Genomic DNA, 18084 nt, shown 5'->3' with positions numbered 1-18084 from the left:
TGGACAGCGGCGCGCCGCGCATCGCCGTGCCCAAGCCCAAGGTGCCCGGGCCCGGCGCGGTGCCCCCGCCGCCGGCCAAGGGCGCGCCCGCGGGCGCCGCGAAGGGTGCGCCGAAGAGCGCGCCCGCGAAGGCGCAGCCCAAGAAGAAGGGCCGTTCCAAGGTCGTGCTGCTCGGCGGCGCGGTCGTCGGCCTCGTCGGCGCCGCGTACGTGGCCGGGCTGGTGCTCGACCACGCGGACGTGCCGAACGGCACCACCGTCCTCGGCGTCAACATCGGCGGCTCCTCCAAGGAACAGGCCGTCCAGAAGCTCGACTCCGCGCTCGGCGACCGCGCGACCAAGCCGCTCAAGGTCTCCATCGGCGGCAAGGAGGCGGAGCTCAAGCCGTCCGTGGCGGGCCTGTCCATCGACACCCAGGCCACGGTGCGCGGGGCCGCCGGCCGCGACTACAACCCGCTGACCGTCATCCCCTCGCTCATCGGCGGCACCCGCACGGCCGAGCCCGTGATCGTCGCCGACGAGGAGAAGATCGCGAACGCGCTCAAGACGCTGGCGGGCGAGTCGGGCGGCGCCAAGGACGGCACGATCAAGTTCGAGCCGGGCAAGGCCGTGCCCGTCTACGGCAAGCCGTACCAGGGCATCGACGGCGACAAGGGCGTCGATGCCGTCGCCAAGGCGTACAAGGACCGCGCCGCCACCGGCCAGGAGACCCCGGTCGAGCTGCCGAGCGCGAGCCAGCAGCCCAAGGTGACCAACGCCGAGGTCGACCGGATGATGAAGGAGTTCGCGCAGCCCGCGATGTCCGGTCTCGTCACCGTGCAGACCGACCCGCTCCACAAGATCCAGTTCGGTCCGGAGCGCTCGCTGCCGAAGATCCTCGGTGTCAAGGAGGTCGGCGGCAAGCTCGTCGAGAACTACGACCTCGAAGCGATCAAGGAGCTGTACGGCACGGCGTTCAAGGGCGTCCTGATCCAGCGCGGCAACGGCACCAAGACCGAGGTCACCCCGCAGGACGTCGTCGGCGCCCTGCGCAAGGCGCTCGTGGGCAAGACGCCCGCCGAGCGCGTCGGGACGATCCCGCTGAGCTGACCGCCCGGTCCCTCCAGCGGCCGAGAGCCCCCGTGCCCCACCGGCACGGGGGCTCTCCGCACTCTCCGCCACCGCGTCCGTCATCCGCGGACATGACATCTGTCATCGTCAGGACCGTACGCCTGACACTGCCGCCGACCCCCGCTGACCAGGGAACATGGTCAGCATGACCACCACAGGAACGTACACGGGGGAAGGGCGCCGCACCGGCGCCCCCGTGGTCAGCTTCGAGAACGTGAGCAAGAACTACGGCGCGGTGCGCGCCGTGGCCGATCTGGACCTGCAGCTGTATCCGGGCGAGACCGTCGCCCTGCTCGGCCCCAACGGCGCCGGCAAGTCGTCCACCCTGGACCTGCTGCTGGGCCTGCGCAACCCCGACGCGGGCCGCGTCGAGCTGTTCGGGACCACCCCGCGGCAGGCCATCGCCCAGGGCAAGGTCGGCGCGATGCTGCAGTCCGGCGGCCTGATGGAGGACGTCTCCGTCCGCGAGCTGGTGAAGCTCGGCTGCGACCTGCACCCGCGTCGCTTCCCCGTCGACCAGGTGCTGGCCGCCGCCGATCTGACCGAGATAGCCGACCGCAAGGTCAACAAGCTCTCCGGCGGCCAGGAGCAGCGCGTGCGGTTCGCCCTCGCGACCGCCGGCGCCAACGAGCTCATCGTGCTGGACGAGCCCACGACCGGCATGGACGTCTCCGCCCGGCAGGCCTTCTGGGGCGTGATGCGCGAGCAGGCGCAGAACGGCCGCGCGATCCTCTTCGCCACGCACTACCTCGAAGAGGCCGACGCCATCGCCGACCGCGTCATCGTGCTCCACCGCGGGCGCGTCCTCGCCGACGGCTCGGCCGCCGAGATCAAGGCGAAGGCCGGCGCCCGCCGCATCGTCTTCGACCTGGACGGGCACATCGGCGAGGCCGCCCTGCGCGAGCTGCCGTTCCTGTCCTCCCTGGAGGTGTCCGGCCGCACCGTGCGCATCCAGTCGCACGACGCCGACGCGACCGTCCACGCCCTCTACGGCCTCGGTCTCTACCCGCGCAACCTGGAGGTCGCGGGCCTCGGCCTGGAGCAGGCCTTCATCGCCATCACCGACGCTGCCACCGCCGAGGAGGCGGCCCTGTGAACACCCTGATCAAGCTCGAAATCGCGCGCACCCTGCGCAACAAGAAGTTCATGTTCTTCTCGGTGCTCTACCCCGCCGGTCTGTACCTGATGATCGCGGGCGGCGCGAGCAACACCGAGATCATCGGGGACACCGGGCTGACCCTGCCGCTGCTGATGATGGTCTCCATGGCCTCCTTCGGCGCCATCACCGCCGTCCTCGTCGGCAACAGCGAGCGGATCGCCAAGGAGCGCGAGAAGGGCTGGGTGCGCCAGCTGCGCCTCACCGCCCTGCCCGGCCGCGGCTACGTGACCGCCAAGGTCGCCTCCGCCGCCGTGGTCTCGCTCCCCTCGATCCTCGTGGTCTTCGTGATCGCCGCCGCCGTCAAGGACGTCCGGATGGACGCCGCCTGGCAGTGGCTCGCGCTGGTGGGCGCGATCTGGGCCGGCAGCATCGTCTTCGCCGCGCTCGGCGTGGCCGTCGGCTACCTCGCCACGGGCGACGCCGTCCGCCCCATCACGATGATCATCTACTTCGGCCTGTCGATGCTCGGCGGCCTGTGGATGCCGACCACGACGTTCCCGACGTGGCTGCAGAAGGTCGCGGAGTGGACGCCCACCTACGCCTACGCCGGGCTCGGCCGCTCCATCGAGCAGGCCCACGCCCCCGAGCTGAAGCACGTGGCGCTCCTCGTCGTCTACCTCGCGCTGTTCGCGGGCATGGCAGCCTGGCTGTACCGCAAGGACACCCGCAAGGGCTGACGGCCCGGCGGGCCGGACGGCCGGAGGCCGCACGGCCCGGCCCGGGACGGAACCGGAAGACAGGACAGGGCGAGGACATGGCCGGAGGACCGCGCCGCTGGAACCCATGGCGGGCCGCCATGGAAGTCCAGGACGACCCGTCGTACACCATCGGCATCGGCACGGAGCCCGAGAACCGGCGCCAGGTGATCGTCAAGCTCATCTGGATCTCCATCTGGTTCGCCTACATGGCGGCGCCCGTCGAGGACGTCCTCGGCGACCACCACACCCTGGCGGGCGACCTCCTCGGCGGCGCGGGCCTCGCGGCCTTCGTCGCCGGCTACCTCGGCCTCGTCTTCCGGCACACCTCCCGGCCCCTGGAGCGCGCCCGCGTGCTCGGCGCGCTCGGCGCGCTGATCGGGCTCGCGACCGCGCTCACCCTCACACTCGGGGGCGCCTGGCTCGTCCTCTTCGTCTACGTCTGCGTCTCAGCCGGCGCGGTCCTGCCGACGAAGCTGTCCCGCGTCGTGATTCCGCTGGTCACGGGGGTACTGGCGGGCCTTGGCGCGATGACACCGGGCGCCCCCGAATACCTCGCCGCCCTCGTCATCCCGGCGCTGCTCGGCGGCTTCGCGATGAACGGGGTGCGGCAGATGGCCCTGACGGCCCGCGCGCTGCGCGAGGCCCGCGCCACGGTCGCCCACCTCGCCGCCAACGAGGAGCGGCTGCGCCTCGCCCGCGACCTCCACGACCTCCTCGGGCACTCCCTGTCGCTCATCACGCTCAAGAGCGAGCTGGCCGGGCGCATGCTCCCCGGCAAGCCCGAACAGGCGGCCCAGCAGGTCGCCGACATCGAACGGGTCAGCCGCCAGGCCCTGGTGGACGTCCGCGAGGCGGTGAGCGGCTTCCGCCGCCCCACCCTGGAGGCCGAGCTGGCCGGCGCCCGCACCGCCCTCGCCGCGGCCGGCGTCGTCGCCGACCTCTCCCGCGCCGCCACCACCCACCCCGACCTCGCGCCCGATGAGGAGGGCGCGCTGGCCTGGGCGCTCCGGGAAGCCGTGACCAACGTCGTGCGGCACAGCGCCGCCCGCCGCTGCGAGATCGCGCTCACCGAAGAGGGCGACGAGCTCTGCCTGACCGTCAGCGACGACGGCCGCGGCCCCCAGGGCACCCACGGCAACGGCCTCACGGGCCTCTCCGAGCGCCTCGCCCTCGCCGACGGCCGCCTGGAGACCGGCCCCGGCCCGCGCTGCGGCTTCCGCTTGCGCGCATTCGTCCCGCTGGCACGCAGCCACGCCCAGGAGCGGCCTACCCTGTCGCTGTGACAGACCAGCACCACCCGGCGGATCCCGCGGGCCGACGCATCATCAGAGTCCTCCTCGCGGAGGACCAGTCCATGGTCCGGGAAGCGCTGGCGGCGCTGCTCGGGCTGGAGGACGACATCGAGGTCGTCGCCCAGGTCGCCCGGGGCGACGAGGTGCTCGACGCCGCGCGCGCCCACGACCTGGACGTGGTGCTGCTCGACATCGAGATGCCGGGGATGACCGGGCTCGACGCGGCCGCCCTCGTGCGCCGCGAACTGCCCGCCCTCAAGGTCGTGATCCTCACGACCTTCGGGCGCCCGGGCTACCTGCGCCGCGCGATGGAGTCCGGGGCAGAGGCCTTTCTTGTCAAGGACGCCCCCGCGTCCCAGCTCGCGGACGCCCTGCGCCGGGTGCTGCGCGGCGAGCGGGTCATCGACCCCACGCTCGCCGCGGCCGCCCTCGCCGAGGGCGCGAACCCGCTGACCGATCGCGAGCGGGTGGTGCTGCGCGCCTCCGCCGACGGCTCGACCAACGCCGAACTGGCCAGGGCGCTGCACCTGTCCAACGGGACCGTCCGCAACTACCTCTCGACGGCCATCCAGAAGACGGGCGCCCGCAACCGCGCCGAGGCCGTCCGCATCGCGCGGGACAAGGGCTGGCTCTGACGCCGGCCGGACCGCCGCCCGGGGCGGTCAGTTGAGCATCGCCCGGGCCGCCCGCGCCTGCCGACGCACCGTCTCCGCGACCGTCGGCTCCAGCGCGTCGATGACCTCCGCATACTCCTCCATCTCGTGCGCGCCCCCCACGAAGTCGCCCCGCTCCACGAGCAGCTCGGCGCGCTCGTAGCGGAGCCTGGCCGGGTGGCTGGGCAGCAGCAGGGACAGCTCCACGGCCCACAGCTGGACGTCGCTGCGCTCGGGCCGGGCCGCGGCCCAGGCACGGATGTTGTTCAGCACCCGCAGCACGATCTCCGCCGGCTCCGCGGGGGAGAACATCGCCGGGGCGAGCGGGGCGCCCGTGGCGCCCGCGACCAGCAGGCCGGCCTCCTCCTCGGACAGGATCCGGCCGCCGTCGAAGGGATCGGCCAGCACGTGCTGCCCGTACGGCTCGCCGAAGCCGACGACGAAGTGGCCCGGCAGCGCCACCCCGTACACCGGCGCTCCGGCCCGCCGCGCGACCTCCATCCACACCACGGACAGCAGGATCGGCAGCCCGCGGCGGCGCCGGAGCACCTCGGTGAGCAGCGAGGACTCCAGGCGCCGGTAGTCGGCGGGGGAGCCGTGGAAGCCGCAGCGCTCGCCGAGGAGCTCCGCGAGCGCCTCCGCCCACCGCCGCGGGTGGGCCTGCCGGCCCAGGGCGGGGAGCAGCCCGGCGAGCCGGTCCAGCTCTATCTGCGCGGCGTCGACCGGCTCCTCGCCCGCCTCGGGGTCGGCCTCGCCCGCGATCAGCAGGCACAGCAGGGCGAGGTCGGGCCGCGTCTCGCGTGCGGCCTCCGCGAACCGCGCTCGCCGTCCGGTGGTGTCGTACATGTCGTTCCGCCTCTCGCCTTCCATGGTGCGCGCGGGTTGCGCCGACTGCGTATTCCGCCGGGCCCTCGCCGTCGTGGTGCCCCGCCGTGGCGGCGGGATCGAGAGGCCGGGCCTCTCTACCTCGTGCTCTGCCGCCGGGCAAGGGAATCCCGCCGCGACGGTGACACGCCACGACGGCGGGGGTCCGGCGGCATGCGGGATCACCGCAAGCGGGCCGCGCGGTGCTACGGGCGCCGTGCCTCACGGCGATAGTGATACGCGTGGTGCGTCGTGAAGCCCAGCTCGTCGTAGAGGGCCGCCGCCGCGCCGTTGTCCGTCTCCACCTGCAGGTACGCCGCCGAGGCGCCCTCGCTCAGGGCCTGCTCGGCGAGGCGGGCCATGACCTGGGTGGCGAGCCCCCGGCGGCGGTGGTCCGGGTGCACGGCGACCGCCGAGAAGCCCGCCCACCGGCCGTCGATCACGCACCGGCCCACGGCGACCGGGTCGCCGGACGCGCCCGGCACCGCCGCGAACCACACCGACGGCCCGCCGCCCAGCACGGCCAGGGCGTCCTCGGTGCTCGCGCCGGTCCGCCCGTACGCGCGCAGCCACGCCTCGTCGGCGGTGCGTGACAGGCGCACGTGTTCCGTGGGGGCCCCGGTGTCGGCGATCGGGGCGAGCGCGGCCGTCCGCACGAGGGCGTGCCGCTCCGCTGTCCAGCCGCGCCCGGCCAGCTCGGCGTCCAGCAGGGCGTCCTGCGCCGGGTCGCCGGTCGTGATCTGGACGGCCGCGGGCAGGGAGCGCTCGGCGTACCAGGCGGCCACGCGGTCCACGGCCTCCGGCAGCGGCAGCCCGCAAGCGCCGAGCGGCAGGGCCGAGTTGGCGCGGGTGGTGAAGCCGCCCGCCGCGCGCAGGGTCCAGTCGCCGAGGCGTGCCGTTTCGAGCGCCGGCCAGCCGCGGGCCGCGGTCTCCTGGAGCTCGCGGACGGTGGCGGCGGGGCCGCGCCGCCGGGGCGGGGCGGCCGGGACGACCTTGCCGGCGACGAGCGCGGTCTCGTCGAACGTGACAATCTCTCCGGTCCGCCGTGTGATCCGCAGCACTCCGCCCTCCCAGGAGGTGAGGACGCCGACGGTGTCCGTGAACCGCTCGGCGGACCCCCCGGGCGCCCCTCCTGAGGGGTTCAGGCGGCGTACGGATACCCTTTTTCCCACATCAGCGGTACTGATCCTGATTTCCAGACGTCCGCCCGTGGTGAATTCCACAGCTCTCCTCGCCCCTCTTGTTCGTCAAGTGCCCGGGAACGGAGATACTAGGTGTGGGCATCGACGACGCCGCGCTCCCGCGCGAGATGAGCCCTACCGAGGAGGAACGACAGCGTGACCTACGTCATCGCGCAGCCTTGTGTCGACGTGAAGGACAAGGCGTGCATCGAGGAGTGCCCCGTCGACTGCATCTACGAGGGCTCCCGGTCCTTGTACATCCACCCGGACGAATGTGTCGACTGTGGTGCCTGTGAGCCGGTCTGCCCCGTTGAGGCGATCTTCTACGAGGATGACACTCCCGAGGAGTGGAAGGACTACTACAAGGCGAACGTCGAGTTCTTCGACGAGCTCGGCTCGCCCGGTGGCGCCTCGAAGCTCGGCCTGATCGAGCGCGACCACCCCTTCATCGCCGCGCTGCCCGCGGACATCAACCCGGAGCACTGACCCGAGCGGCCCCCCGGCCCCGTACGGCCGCAGCCGTGCGGGGCCGCGGCGTATCGCCGGTCACCCCCAGAGCAAGAGAGCGAACACCGTGAGCGCAGTCTCCTCCCGCCTCCCCGTCTTCCCCTGGGACCGGCTCGCCCCGTACAAGGCGAAAGCCGCCGCCCACCCCGACGGCATCGTGGACCTCTCGGTCGGCACCCCCGTCGACCCCGTGCCCGCGCTGATCCGGCGGGCGCTCACCGACGCGGCCGACAGCCCCGGCTATCCGACGGTGTGGGGCACGCCCGAGCTGCGCGACGCCCTGACCGGCTGGGTGGAGCGCCGGCTGGGGGCCCGCGACGTGACGCACGCGCACGTGCTGCCGATCGTCGGTTCCAAGGAGCTGGTGGCCTGGCTGCCGACGCAGCTCGGCCTGGGCGCGGGCGACAAGGTCGCCTACCCGCGGCTGGCCTACCCGACCTACGAGGTGGGCGCCCGCCTCGCGGGCGCCGAGCCCGTCGTCTACGACGAGCCGACCGAGCTCGACCCCACGGGCCTCAAGCTGCTCTGGCTCAACTCCCCGTCGAACCCCACCGGCCGCGTGCTGACCGCCGACGAGATGCGCCGCACCGTCGCGTGGGCCCGCGAGCACGGCGTGCTGCTCTTCAGCGACGAGTGCTACCTGGAGCTGGGCTGGGAGGCCGAGCCGGTCTCCGTCCTGCACCCGGACGTCTGCGGCGGCTCGTACGAGGGCATCGTCGCGGTGCACTCGCTCTCCAAGCGCTCGAACCTGGCCGGCTACCGCGCGGCCTTCCTCGCGGGCGACCCCGCGGTCCTGGGCGAGCTGCTCCAGGTCCGCAAGCACAGCGGAATGATCGTCTCCGCCCCGGTGCAGGCCGCCACGGTCGCCGCCCTGGGGGACACGGCGCACGTGACGGAGCAGCGGGCGCGCTACGCCCGCCGGCGGGAGTCCCTGCGGGCCGCCTTCGAGGCGGCGGGCTTCCGGATCGAGCACAGCGAGGCGTCGCTGTACCTGTGGGCCACGCGGGACGAGCCCTGCTGGGACACCGTCGCCGCCCTGGCCGAGCGCGGCATCCTCGTGGCACCGGGCGTCTTCTACGGGGAGGCGGGTGAGCAGTTCGTACGGATCGCGTTCACCGCGACCGACGAGCGGGTGGAGGCCGCGGTCCGCCGCCTGACCGCGTGAGCGCGTGAGCGCGACCCGCAGGAAGCCGCACCTGCGGCGGAAGTGACGCGAGAGGGCCCGGGAGGAGATCTCCCGGGCCCTCTCGCGTGCCGTGCGTGCGCTGTGTCAGCCGCCGATCGGGAGCCCGCCGGGCAGGCCCTGGGTGTTGAGACCGCCGGCGGCCTTGGTGGCCTGGCCCGCGAGCCCGGAGGTGGCGCCCGCGGCCTGGCCGGCGACGTTCTGGACGGCGGGGGCGGCGGTCTTGGCGGCCTTGCCGGTGGCGTCGGCCGCACCGGGGACGGTGGTCTTGATGGCGCTGGTGCCGACGCCCGTCACCGTGTCCCCGGCCTTGTGGGCGGCGTTGTCCACGTTGGTGCCGAGGTTCGCGCCGTCCACCGCGGTCAGGCCGCTCGTCAGGTCGGGAGCCTGCGGGGCGGCGCTAGCCGCTCCGGCCGCGCCGATGACGGGAGCCGCACCGGCGGCTACCAGCAGGGCGGCCCGGGCGATCCGACGCGTCAGGGGGAGGGACATGATGCTCCTTTGGCGGAGTTGAGGACGTTGGCTGTCCGGCGAGCGGACGCAGTGACTACCGCGTGAATCCGCGGAAGGTTGCGGTGCGCCACGGTAAAGAGTTGGTAATGCGTCGCATTATCTGTCCCCCTAAAAGCGGGGCAAAACGGGCGCGCAGTATGCACGTCAGGAAGGCTTACAAGCCTTTAGTCACAAGGAATTTCCGAGAAAGCCGGACGCTTGGGGCGGACGGTGCCCGGCAATCGCGCGGGGCTGTTGTGCATACCCCCGGTGGGGGGTGCGCTCGCACTCCTGAGCGTCTACGGGGCCGTCGTGATCCGTACCTCGGGCGAGGCGTTCCCCGCCGAATTCCCGGGCCCCGCAGGGCCCTTGGCGCCCTTGTCCGCACGCCAGCCGTCCCGGGAATCCGCCGCCGTCCACACCCGGCCGCCGAAGGACACCCGCTCGATCCGCAGCTCCGTCGCGTGCGCCACCGCCCACGAGGCCAGCTGCCAGCCACGCCGCTCCCGGCCGCCCTCCGCCGGCTCGCCCGGCCCGGGCGACTTCTCCGGCACGGGCACCGACAGCGTCCGCGCCGCGACACCCCCGGCCGCGCCCGCACCGCCGCCGCTCCCGGCCGCGAGCGTGTCCGCCGCAGGGACCGCCGTCGTGCCGAACTCCCGGCGCAGCTTGGCCCGCACCGCCGCGATGTCGCCCTTCTTGCCGTCGCTCGGGCTCGTCGTGCAGGTGAACGCCGCCGCCTCCCGGCCCGTCAGCGCGGACGACAGCAGCGACGCGTCCGGCTCGTGCTTGGCGTACGCCTGCGGGAAGCCGCTGCGCTGCACCTTCTGCGCCGCCACCGTCAGCGGCAGCCGCGAGTAGCCCGGCACCTCCACCAGGTGGTCGTAGAACTTCCCCGCCGCGTACACCGGGTCCGTGATCTGCTGCGCGGTGCCCCAGCCCTGCGTGGGCCGCTGCTGGAACAGCCCCAGCGAATCCCGGTCGCCGTGGTGGATGTTGCGCAGCCCCGACTCCTGCATGGCCGTGGCCAGGGCGATCGTCACGGCCCGCTCCGGCAGCCCGCGCTCGGCCCCCACGGCCGAGATCGTCGCCGCGTTCACCGCCTGCTCGGGCGAGAAGGAGTACGACGCGCCGTCGGCGCGCACCGTGCAGCGCGGCGCTCCCGGGCCGCCCGTCACCAGCTGGGCGATCCCGTAGCCGATCAGCGCCAGCAGCACCGCACAGGCGGCCACGATGCGCAACAATCGGCCACGTCGGGTGACGAAGATCCGGGACATGCCGCCCACGTTACTGGAGAGTGCCGACGGCGCCCGGGCCCCACCCTCCGGCCCGGCCCCGCCCGCACCGGCCGGGCTAGAGTCGCCGCATGGATGACGCCGCACTCGACCTGTCCCTCGACGCCGCCGCCCTCACCGCCCAGCTCGTCGACTTCCCGTCGGTCAGCGGGAGCGAGAAGGCGCTGGCCGACGCCATCGAGAACGCCCTGCGCGCGCTGCCGCACCTGACGGTGGACCGCCACGGCAACAACGTCGTGGCCCGCACGCACCTGGGCCGCTCCGAGCGCGTCGTGCTCGCCGGCCACATCGACACCGTCCCCATCGCCGGCAACGTCCCCTCACGGCTGGACGCGGACGGCTTCCTGTGGGGCTGCGGCACCAGCGACATGAAGTCCGGCGTCGCCGTGCAGCTGCGCATCGCCGCGACCGTGCCGGACCCCAACCGCGACCTGACCTTCGTCTTCTACGACAACGAAGAGGTCGCCGCCCACCTCAACGGCCTCGGCCACATCGCCGACGCCCACCCGGAGTGGCTCGCCGCCGACTTCGCCGTCCTCCTGGAGCCCTCCGACGCCCAGGTCGAGGGCGGCTGCCAGGGCACCCTCCGGGTGCACCTGCGCACCACCGGCGAGCGCGCCCACTCCGCGCGCAGCTGGATGGGCAGCAACGCCGTCCACGCCGCCGCGCCCGTCCTCGCCCGGCTCGCGGCCTACGAGCCGCGCCGCCACGTCATCGACGGCCTGGAGTACCGGGAGGGCCTCAACGCCGTCCGCATCGAGGGCGGCGTCGCCGGCAACGTCATCCCCGACGCGTGCACCGTGACCGTCAACTTCCGCTACGCGCCCGACCGCAGCCCCGCGGAGGCCCTGGAGCACGTGCGCGAGGTCTTCGCGGACTGCGGCGTCGCCGAGCTCGTCGTGGACGACGAGTCGCCCGGCGCGCTGCCCGGGCTGTCCCACCCCGCCGCGGCCGCGTTCATCGAGGCCGTCGGGGGAACGCCCAAGCCCAAGTTCGGCTGGACCGACGTCTCCCGCTTCAGCGCGCTCGGGGTGCCCGCCGTCAACTACGGCCCCGGCGACCCGACCCTCGCCCACAAGCGGGACGAACGCGTCCGCGCCTCGCTGATCAACGACTGCGAGGAGCGGCTGCGGGCCTGGCTGGCCGGCTGACCTTCCGGTGACCTGCCGGAAAGCCATGCGCATGGGCCTACGCTGAACAGCAACGATCTGCAGCGGAGGGAGCACGGCACATGGCACATCCCGAAGGATCGCGTGCGCAGCGGGAGCAGCGCCGGGGGCCGGTGGTACGCCGGTACGGCCAGATGCAGGCGGGCACCACGGACCAGCACCTGCTGGACACCAGAGGGGCCGCGGACTGGGTCCACGAGGACCCCTTCCGGGTGATGCGCATCCAGTCCGAGTTCGTCGAGGGCTTCGGCGCCCTCGCCGAACTGCCACCCGCCATCAGCGTCTTCGGCTCCGCCCGCACACCGCGGAACTCTCCCGAGTACGAGGCCGGCGTCGCCATCGGGCGCGGGCTCGTCGAGTCGGGCTTCGCGGTCATCACCGGCGGCGGGCCCGGCGCGATGGAAGCCGCGAACAAGGGCGCGACGGAGGCCGGCGGCATCTCCGTCGGCCTCGGCATCGAACTGCCCTTCGAGCAGGGGCTCAACCCCTACGTCAACCTGGGCGTCGACTTCCGCTACTTCTTCGTACGGAAGACGATGTTCGTGAAGTACGCGAGCGGATTCGTCGTCCTGCCCGGCGGACTCGGCACGCTGGACGAGCTGTTCGAGGCCCTCACCCTCGTCCAGACCAAGAAGGTCACGCGCTTCCCGATCGTGCTCTTCGGCTCCGCGTACTGGAGCGGCCTGGTCGACTGGTTCCGCGACACCATCGTCGCCGAGGGCAAGGCCGGCCCGCACGACCTGCACCTCTTCCACGTCACGGACGACGTGGAGGAAGCGGTGCGGCTGGTGACGAAGGAAGCGGGGATGTAGGGGAGGCAGGAGGGCCGTCGGTCCCGGGCCACCGCGTTCCCGCGGTGGCCCGCGAAGGCGTCAGGCCAGACCGCGCCGGGCCACCGCAGGTGCCCGGTGGCCTGCGATGGACGCCACCATGTCCAGCACCTGCTTCGTCTCCGCCACCTCGTGCACGCGGTAGACCTGCGCGCCCAGCCACGCCGAGACGGCCGTCGTCGCGAGCGTGCCCAGGACGCGCTCCTTCACCGGCTTGTCCAGCGTCTCGCCGACGAAGTCCTTGTTCGACAGCGAGACCAGCACCGGCCAGCCGGTCTCCGCTATCTCGCCGAGCCGCCGGGTCGCCTCCAGCGAGTGCCGGGTGTTCTTCCCGAAGTCGTGCCCCGGGTCGATCATGATGCCGTCGCGCCGGACGCCCAGCGCCACCGCCCGCTCCGCCAGCCCCAGCGTGACCCGCAGGACGTCCGCCATCACGTCCTCGTACTCCACCCGGTGCGGACGCGTGCGCGGCTCCGCGCCGCCCGCGTGCGTGCACACCAGGCCCGCGCCGTAGCGGGCCGCGACCTCGGCCAGCTTGGGGTCCACGCCGCCCCACGCGTCGTTGAGCACGTCGGCGCCCGCCTCGCACACCGCCTCGCCCACGTCGTGCCGCCAGGTGTCGACGCTGATCACCACGTCCGGGTGGCGCCGGCGGACCTCGGCCACGAAGCCGACCGTGCGCCGCGCCTCCTCCTCGGCGGTCACCTCCTCGCCCGGGCCCGCCTTCACCCCGCCGATGTCGACGATGGCGGCGCCCTCCGCGACGGCCTGCTCCACCCTGGCCAGGGCGGGCTCGTCGCCGAACGTCGCACCCTGGTCGTAGAAGGAGTCCGGCGTCCGGTTGACGATCGCCATGATCACCGGCTCGTGCGCATCGAACTCGCGTCGTCCCAGCCGCAGCATGTCCCTACTCCCTCTCGGTGGTCCGCCAGCGACCTTAACTGTCAGTGCGGCATGGCACGATCGGGGTGGACCGAATCGCAGTCCGTGTTCCCGGGGAGATGGTCGTGTTCTGGTTCCTGCTCATCGCGCTGGTCGTGGTGGTCGCCGCGGTCGCGCTGTTCGTCGCCGGAGGCGGGAGCGGCGCGGCGCTGCCCGAGGCCGCCGCCGACCGCACGGTCTGGCCGCTCCCCGCCGACCGCCCCATGGCCCGTGCCGATGTCGACACCCTGCGCCTGCCGGTCGCCCTGCGCGGCTACCGCATGGCGGAGACGGACGAGGCGCTGGACCGCCTGGGCGCCGAGCTCGCCGAGCGCGACGCCCGCATCGCCGAGCTGGAGGCGGCGCTGGCCGGGGCGCAGGCCGCGGCCATGGGCGGCGCGCAGCAAGCCAAGGGCAGGGCCGGCAGCGGCGAGGGCGACGACGAGGGGGAGAAGAAGGCGTGAGCGGCACCCTGATCACCGGCCCGGACGGCCTGCGGCGCTGCCCGTGGGGCGGCATGGAGGCCGAGTCCGCGGCGGACTACCGCGTCTACCACGACACGGAGTGGGGCCTCCCTGTGCACGGCGACGACGCCCTCTACGAGCGGATATGCCTGGAGGCCTTCCAGTCCGGGCTGTCCTGGCTGACGATCCTGCGCCGTCGCGAGGGCTTCCGGGCGGCGTTCGCCGGCTTCTCCATCGAGAAGGTGGCCGCCTTCACCGATGCCGACGCGGAGCGGCTGCTGGCCGACCCCGGCATCATCCGCAACCGCGCGAAGATCGCGGCCGCGATCGCCAACGCCCGGGTGGCGGCGGAGTGGGCGCCCGGCGAGCTGGACGCCCTCATCTGGTCCTACGCCCCGGAGCCGGCCGCGGCCGCGCCGCGCACGGCCGCGGACGTCCCGGCGACGACACCGGAGTCGACGGCCCTGGCCAAGGACCTCAAGAAGCGCGGTTTCCGCTTCATCGGGCCGACGACGGCGTACGCGCTGATGCAGGCGTGCGGGCTGGTGAACGACCACTTGGCGGGGTGCCACGCGCGGGGGGCCTGAGCCCCGTCGCCGTCCTGGCCGCTCGGCCCGTACGGTTCAGCGCCCCACGAACTTCGGCTTCTCCTTCTTCAGGAACGCGTCCACCGCGATGGCGTGGTCCTCCGACGCGCCCGCACGGCCCTGCAGCTCGTCCTCCTTGGCCAGGGCCTCGGTCAGCGGCCGGCCCGCGCCGTACGCGAGGGACTCCTTGATCGCGGCGTAGGCCGCGGTCGGCCCCTGGGCCAGGCGCCGGGCCACGGCCTCCGCCTCCGCGGCCAGGTCCGCCTCCGGGACGACCCGGTTGGCGATGCCCAGCTCCAGCGCCTCCTGTGCGGGCACGGAGCGCGGGAAGAGCAGCAGGTCGGAGGCGCGGCTGTGGCCGACGAGGCGGGGCAGGGTCCAGGAGACGCCCGAGTCGGCGGTCAGGGCGACGCCCGCGAAGGAGGTGTTGAAGGCGGCGGTGTCGGCGACGACGCGGTAGTCGGCGGCGAAGGCGAAGCCCGCCCCCGCGCCGGCGGCGACGCCGTTGACGCCCGCGACCACCGGCTTCGGCATGCCGGCGATGGCCGTGACGATGGGGTTGTAGTGCTCCTCGACCGTCTTCATCGTCAGCCGCGTGCCGTTCTCCCGGTCCGCGGTGAGCGACGCGACGTGTTCCTTCAGGTCCTGGCCGACGCAGAAGGCGCGCCCGGTGCCGGTGAGCAGCACCGCCCGTACGGCGGGGTCCGCGGCGGCCCGCTCCAGGGAGTCGCGCAGGGCGGCCTTGGTGTCGGTGTTGAGCGCGTTCATCGCATCGGGACGGTTCAGCGTGATCGTCGCGAGTCCGTCCGTCACCTCGTACAGCACGGAGTCGGCCATGGTGCGTTCCCTCCCTCGTCGCAAGCCCTGCGGGCGGCGTTCAGGGCTCAGCATGCCGGAGATCATCGGCCGCCGATATGTGACCTGCGTCAAAGAATCCGGCCATGGATTCCCGGCCGGGGTGGCGCAGTATCGCAGTCCGATCCCCGAATTGGGTGGTTTTGCGCGATCGCGTTGCCGAAGGGATACGGACCGATGTTGGTCATTGGGTCACGCGATGCGAGATAATGGCCTGGAAGCAATGTGTTCGATGCCGGTGACGCGGGCCTGTCGTGGGGCCGTCGGCTGACGATGAGCTGGTTTCAGGAAGGGGAACGAGCATGGCGGCCATGAAGCCGCGGACGGGCGATGGCCCGCTCGAGGTGACCAAGGAGGGGCGGGGCATCGTCATGCGGGTTCCGCTCGAAGGCGGCGGTCGGCTCGTCGTCGAGCTGACCCCGGATGAGGCCGAGGCCCTCGGAGACGCCCTGAAGAAGGTTGTCGGCTGACACACGCCGAACCACCGTTCTTACGCTGCCCCGGCAGCCGGTCCGCACCGGCTGCCGGGGCAGCGGTGCGTCCGGGGCGGGGTCCGGGGGCGCGCGCCGGGCCGGGCGGCCTTCCGCGCGCCGCGCCCGCGCGGGTTCAGCCGCGCCGCGCCGCGCACAGCAGCCCGTCGCCCACCGGCAGCAGCGACGGCACCAGCACGCGGGACTCCCGCACGGCCCGCAGCAGCTCGCGCAGCCGCTGCACCTCGGCGGGCTGGACGGCCGCGTCCACGGTGCGGCCGTCGGCGAAGACGCCCTCGAAGCAGACGAGGCCGCCCGGCCGCAGCAGGCGCAACGATTCGGCTAGGTAGTCCAGGCACTCCAGCCGGTCGCCGTCGCAGAACACCAGGTCGTATCCGCCGTCGGCCAGGCGCGGCAGTACCTCCAGGGCGCGGCCGGGGATGAAGCGCGCGCGGTTGCCCGCGAAGCCCGCGGCGCGGAACGCCTGCCGGGCGAACTGCTGGCACTCGGGGTCCGCGTCCACCGTGGTCAGCACGCCGTCGGGCCGCATGCCGTGCAGGAGGTGGATGCCGGAGACGCCGGTGCCCGTGCCGATCTCGGCCACCGCCTTGGCGTCCACGGCCGCCGCGAGCAGGCGCAGCGCCGCGCCGGTGCCGGACGACACCGAGCGCAGGCCTGCCTCCACGGCCCGGTCACGGGCCCAGCGCAGCGCCTCGTCCTCGGCGACGAACGCATCGGCGAACGCCCAGCTCGTCTGCCGGTTGCCGGTAATGGCCCTCTCCTGTCCCCGTAGTCGACGCAACCGTGACTGTATCCGCTGACCACGGGAACCCGCAGATGGGACCGGGCGTTGGGGGAGAGGGAGGGCAAACGGAGGGGATGCCGGGAGGAGCGGGGGGATCAAGGCCAAATGCAGGTCAAAATTCCTTATCCGGAGCTAACGGGCGGGATGGATATGGTAGGGGCTCTACTGGACACCACCAGAGCCGACAGGGGAGGTGCGGCTGCGGCCGACGACCGTCGGGGAGTGCTGAGGCGCTTTCGCAGGTCCGCCGGCGAGCCGAAATCCGTGACCAAGACCGCTGACCGTTCGCGCGCCACCGATTCCGCACAGACCGCGACCTTCGCCACCGATGCGGACTCGCAGGCGTGGACGCCTCCCACCTGGGAGGAGATCGTCAGCACGCACAGCGCCCGCGTCTACCGCCTGGCCTACCGCCTCACCGGCAACCAGCACGACGCCGAGGACCTCACCCAGGAGGTCTTCGTCCGGGTCTTCCGGTCGCTCTCCACGTACACCCCCGGCACGTTCGAGGGGTGGCTGCACCGCATCACCACCAATCTCTTCCTGGACATGGTCCGGCGCCGCCAGCGCATCCGCTTCGACGCGCTCGGCGAGGACGCCGCGGAGCGGCTCCCCAGCCGCGAGCCCTCCCCCCAGCAGCACTTCAACGACACGCACTTCGACGCGGACGTCCAGCAGGCGCTGGACACGCTCGCCCCGGAGTTCCGCGCCGCCGTCGTCCTGTGCGACATCGAAGGACTCTCGTACGAGGAGATCGCCGCGACGCTCGGCGTGAAGCTCGGCACGGTCCGCAGCCGCATCCACCGCGGCCGCTCCCACCTGCGCAAGGCGCTCCAGCACCGCTCGCCCGCCGCCCGGGCCGAGCAGCGCGCCGTCGCGGGCGTGGGCGCCGGCGTTCCGCTCGGTGGGGAGGTCGGGATCGCGTGACCGGTTCAGGCGGTCAGTCCCCCGCCGAGCTTCATCTCGGCGACCGCCTCGCGGCCCTGGTCGACGGGGAGTTGGGACACGACTCTCGGGAGCGGGTGCTGGCGCACCTCGCCACCTGTTGGACCTGTAAAGCGGAAGCCGACGCTCAGCGCCGGCTCAAAAGCGTGTTCGCGGAGGCGGCGCCCCCGCCGCTCTCCGAGAACTTCCTGGCCCGGCTCCAGGGTCTGGCGGGCGGCGATCCCCACGCCCCCCTCGGCCCCGACCACGACGGCCCGGAGGGCCGCGAGGGCGCCGGAGGTCCGGGAAAAGCCGGCCCCGCCGCCAGGGCTGAGGCCCTGGCGCCCCTCGGGCTGCTCCCCGGCGGCGTCCGGTCCGGTGCCCGGCCCCGTGAGGGCGGCTTCCGGATCCATGAGATGCCCGAGCCGCCGCGCGGCGGCATACGGGGGCGCCGGATCGCCTTCGCCGCCGCCGGAGCGGTGTCGCTGGCCGCGTTCGCCCTCGGCGGCGCGTCGCCGCTGACCTCGGTCACCGGGCCCCAGGCTCCGCGCGCCGAGAACCCCCGCACGGCGACGACCCCGCTGTCGGCCCCGTCCGCCGGTGCTCGCGACGAGCGCCGGCGCCTC

20 protein-coding genes and 1 pseudogene are annotated in these 18084 nt (G+C 73.4%); 14 read left to right on the top strand and 7 right to left on the bottom strand.

Features of this window, described 5'->3' with window-relative positions; all coding sequences use genetic code 11:
* From B7P34_RS29950 to B7P34_RS29930, 5 genes are all read left to right on the top strand, one after another.
* On the top strand, window positions 1–1088 hold a 1088-nt coding region (locus B7P34_RS29950), incomplete at its 5' end, for a hypothetical protein (protein WP_223268371.1).
* A gap of 166 nt (window positions 1089–1254) precedes the next feature.
* Entirely contained in the window at window positions 1255–2205 is a 951-nt protein-coding gene (locus B7P34_RS29945) for an ABC transporter ATP-binding protein (RefSeq protein WP_106681326.1), read from the top strand.
* On the top strand, window positions 2202–2945 hold the full coding sequence (locus B7P34_RS29940) for an ABC transporter permease (RefSeq protein WP_106681323.1): 744 nt from the start codon (window positions 2202–2204) through the stop codon (window positions 2943–2945). Before B7P34_RS29945 ends, B7P34_RS29940 begins: the two co-directional genes overlap by 4 nt.
* A 77-nt stretch (window positions 2946–3022) precedes the next feature.
* Complete coding sequence (locus tag B7P34_RS29935; protein ID WP_223268370.1) at window positions 3023–4249, top strand: sensor histidine kinase; 1227 nt, start codon at window positions 3023–3025, stop codon at window positions 4247–4249.
* Between the two features lie 38 nt (window positions 4250–4287).
* Window positions 4288–4893, top strand: a complete 606-nt coding sequence (locus tag B7P34_RS29930) for a response regulator transcription factor (protein ID WP_106681325.1) — start codon at window positions 4288–4290, stop codon at window positions 4891–4893.
* A 27-nt stretch (window positions 4894–4920) separates the two neighbouring features.
* On the opposite strand, the gene B7P34_RS29925 is transcribed toward B7P34_RS29930, so the two are convergent.
* Window positions 4921–5757: a transglutaminase-like domain-containing protein gene (locus tag B7P34_RS29925; protein WP_106681324.1), complete on the bottom strand. Its 837-nt coding sequence runs from the start codon at window positions 5755–5757 to the stop codon at window positions 4921–4923.
* A gap of 224 nt (window positions 5758–5981) precedes the next feature.
* Entirely contained in the window at window positions 5982–6947 is a 966-nt protein-coding gene (locus B7P34_RS39840; protein ID WP_353620277.1) for a GNAT family N-acetyltransferase, read from the bottom strand.
* 165 nt (window positions 6948–7112) lie between these two features.
* On the opposite strand from B7P34_RS39840, the gene fdxA reads away from it, so the two are divergent.
* Both fdxA and dapC read left to right on the top strand, forming a co-directional pair.
* Window positions 7113–7442 (top strand): ferredoxin, encoded by a 330-nt coding sequence (gene fdxA, locus B7P34_RS29915; RefSeq protein ID WP_030366150.1) that lies wholly within the window; start codon window positions 7113–7115, stop codon window positions 7440–7442.
* 88 nt (window positions 7443–7530) lie between these two features.
* Window positions 7531–8628, top strand: a complete 1098-nt coding sequence (dapC, locus tag B7P34_RS29910) for a succinyldiaminopimelate transaminase (RefSeq protein WP_106681320.1) — start codon at window positions 7531–7533, stop codon at window positions 8626–8628.
* Between the two features lie 105 nt (window positions 8629–8733).
* Here dapC and B7P34_RS29905 read toward each other — a convergent pair whose 3' ends face one another.
* Window positions 8734–9138, bottom strand: coding sequence for an ATP-binding protein (locus B7P34_RS29905; RefSeq protein WP_106681319.1), 405 nt, complete (start codon window positions 9136–9138; stop codon window positions 8734–8736).
* 299 nt (window positions 9139–9437) lie between these two features.
* On the bottom strand, window positions 9438–10415 hold the full coding sequence (locus B7P34_RS29900) for a hypothetical protein (protein ID WP_106681318.1): 978 nt from the start codon (window positions 10413–10415) through the stop codon (window positions 9438–9440).
* 89 nt (window positions 10416–10504) lie between these two features.
* Here B7P34_RS29900 and dapE point away from each other — a divergent pair, with 89 nt between their 5' ends.
* Together dapE and B7P34_RS29890 are read left to right on the top strand one after the other, a co-directional pair.
* Complete coding sequence (dapE, locus tag B7P34_RS29895; protein ID WP_106681317.1) at window positions 10505–11584, top strand: succinyl-diaminopimelate desuccinylase; 1080 nt, start codon at window positions 10505–10507, stop codon at window positions 11582–11584.
* An 80-nt stretch (window positions 11585–11664) separates the two neighbouring features.
* Window positions 11665–12414 (top strand): TIGR00730 family Rossman fold protein, encoded by a 750-nt coding sequence (locus B7P34_RS29890; protein ID WP_106681316.1) that lies wholly within the window; start codon window positions 11665–11667, stop codon window positions 12412–12414.
* 60 nt (window positions 12415–12474) lie between these two features.
* Here the strand turns inward: B7P34_RS29890 and folP are convergent, their stop codons facing one another.
* Complete coding sequence (folP, locus tag B7P34_RS29885) at window positions 12475–13335, bottom strand: dihydropteroate synthase (RefSeq protein ID WP_106681315.1); 861 nt, start codon at window positions 13333–13335, stop codon at window positions 12475–12477.
* 104 nt (window positions 13336–13439) lie between these two features.
* Here folP and B7P34_RS29880 point away from each other — a divergent pair, with 104 nt between their 5' ends.
* Window positions 13440–13817, top strand: coding sequence for a DivIVA domain-containing protein (locus B7P34_RS29880; protein WP_189383171.1), 378 nt, complete (start codon window positions 13440–13442; stop codon window positions 13815–13817).
* Window positions 13814–14404, top strand: coding sequence for a DNA-3-methyladenine glycosylase I (locus B7P34_RS29875; RefSeq protein ID WP_106681313.1), 591 nt, complete (start codon window positions 13814–13816; stop codon window positions 14402–14404). The genes B7P34_RS29880 and B7P34_RS29875 overlap by 4 nt, the downstream gene beginning before the upstream one ends.
* A gap of 36 nt (window positions 14405–14440) precedes the next feature.
* On the opposite strand, the gene B7P34_RS29870 is transcribed toward B7P34_RS29875, so the two are convergent.
* Window positions 14441–15241 (bottom strand): enoyl-CoA hydratase/isomerase family protein, encoded by an 801-nt coding sequence (locus tag B7P34_RS29870; protein ID WP_106681312.1) that lies wholly within the window; start codon window positions 15239–15241, stop codon window positions 14441–14443.
* Between the two features lie 320 nt (window positions 15242–15561).
* Here B7P34_RS29870 and B7P34_RS29865 point away from each other — a divergent pair, with 320 nt between their 5' ends.
* Window positions 15562–15729 carry a DUF3117 domain-containing protein gene (locus B7P34_RS29865; protein ID WP_009997451.1) on the top strand — a complete coding sequence of 56 codons (168 nt, stop codon included), beginning with the start codon at window positions 15562–15564 and terminating at the stop codon, window positions 15727–15729.
* A gap of 136 nt (window positions 15730–15865) precedes the next feature.
* Here the strand turns inward: B7P34_RS29865 and B7P34_RS29860 are convergent, their stop codons facing one another.
* Complete coding sequence (locus B7P34_RS29860) at window positions 15866–16531, bottom strand: O-methyltransferase (protein ID WP_078660131.1); 666 nt, start codon at window positions 16529–16531, stop codon at window positions 15866–15868.
* A gap of 267 nt (window positions 16532–16798) precedes the next feature.
* Here B7P34_RS29860 and sigE point away from each other — a divergent pair, with 267 nt between their 5' ends.
* Both sigE and B7P34_RS29850 read left to right on the top strand, forming a co-directional pair.
* Window positions 16799–17461 (top strand): RNA polymerase sigma factor SigE, encoded by a 663-nt coding sequence (gene sigE / locus B7P34_RS29855; RefSeq protein WP_223268369.1) that lies wholly within the window; start codon window positions 16799–16801, stop codon window positions 17459–17461.
* Between the two features lie 71 nt (window positions 17462–17532).
* Window positions 17533–18084 (top strand): annotated as a pseudogene (locus B7P34_RS29850) (hypothetical protein); the annotation flags it as partial.

It is taken from the genome of Streptosporangium nondiastaticum (assembly GCF_003011965.1).
Classification (GTDB): domain Bacteria; phylum Actinomycetota; class Actinomycetes; order Streptomycetales; family Streptomycetaceae; genus Streptomyces; species Streptomyces nondiastaticus.
This window is presented reverse-complemented; position numbering and strand designations above follow the sequence as displayed.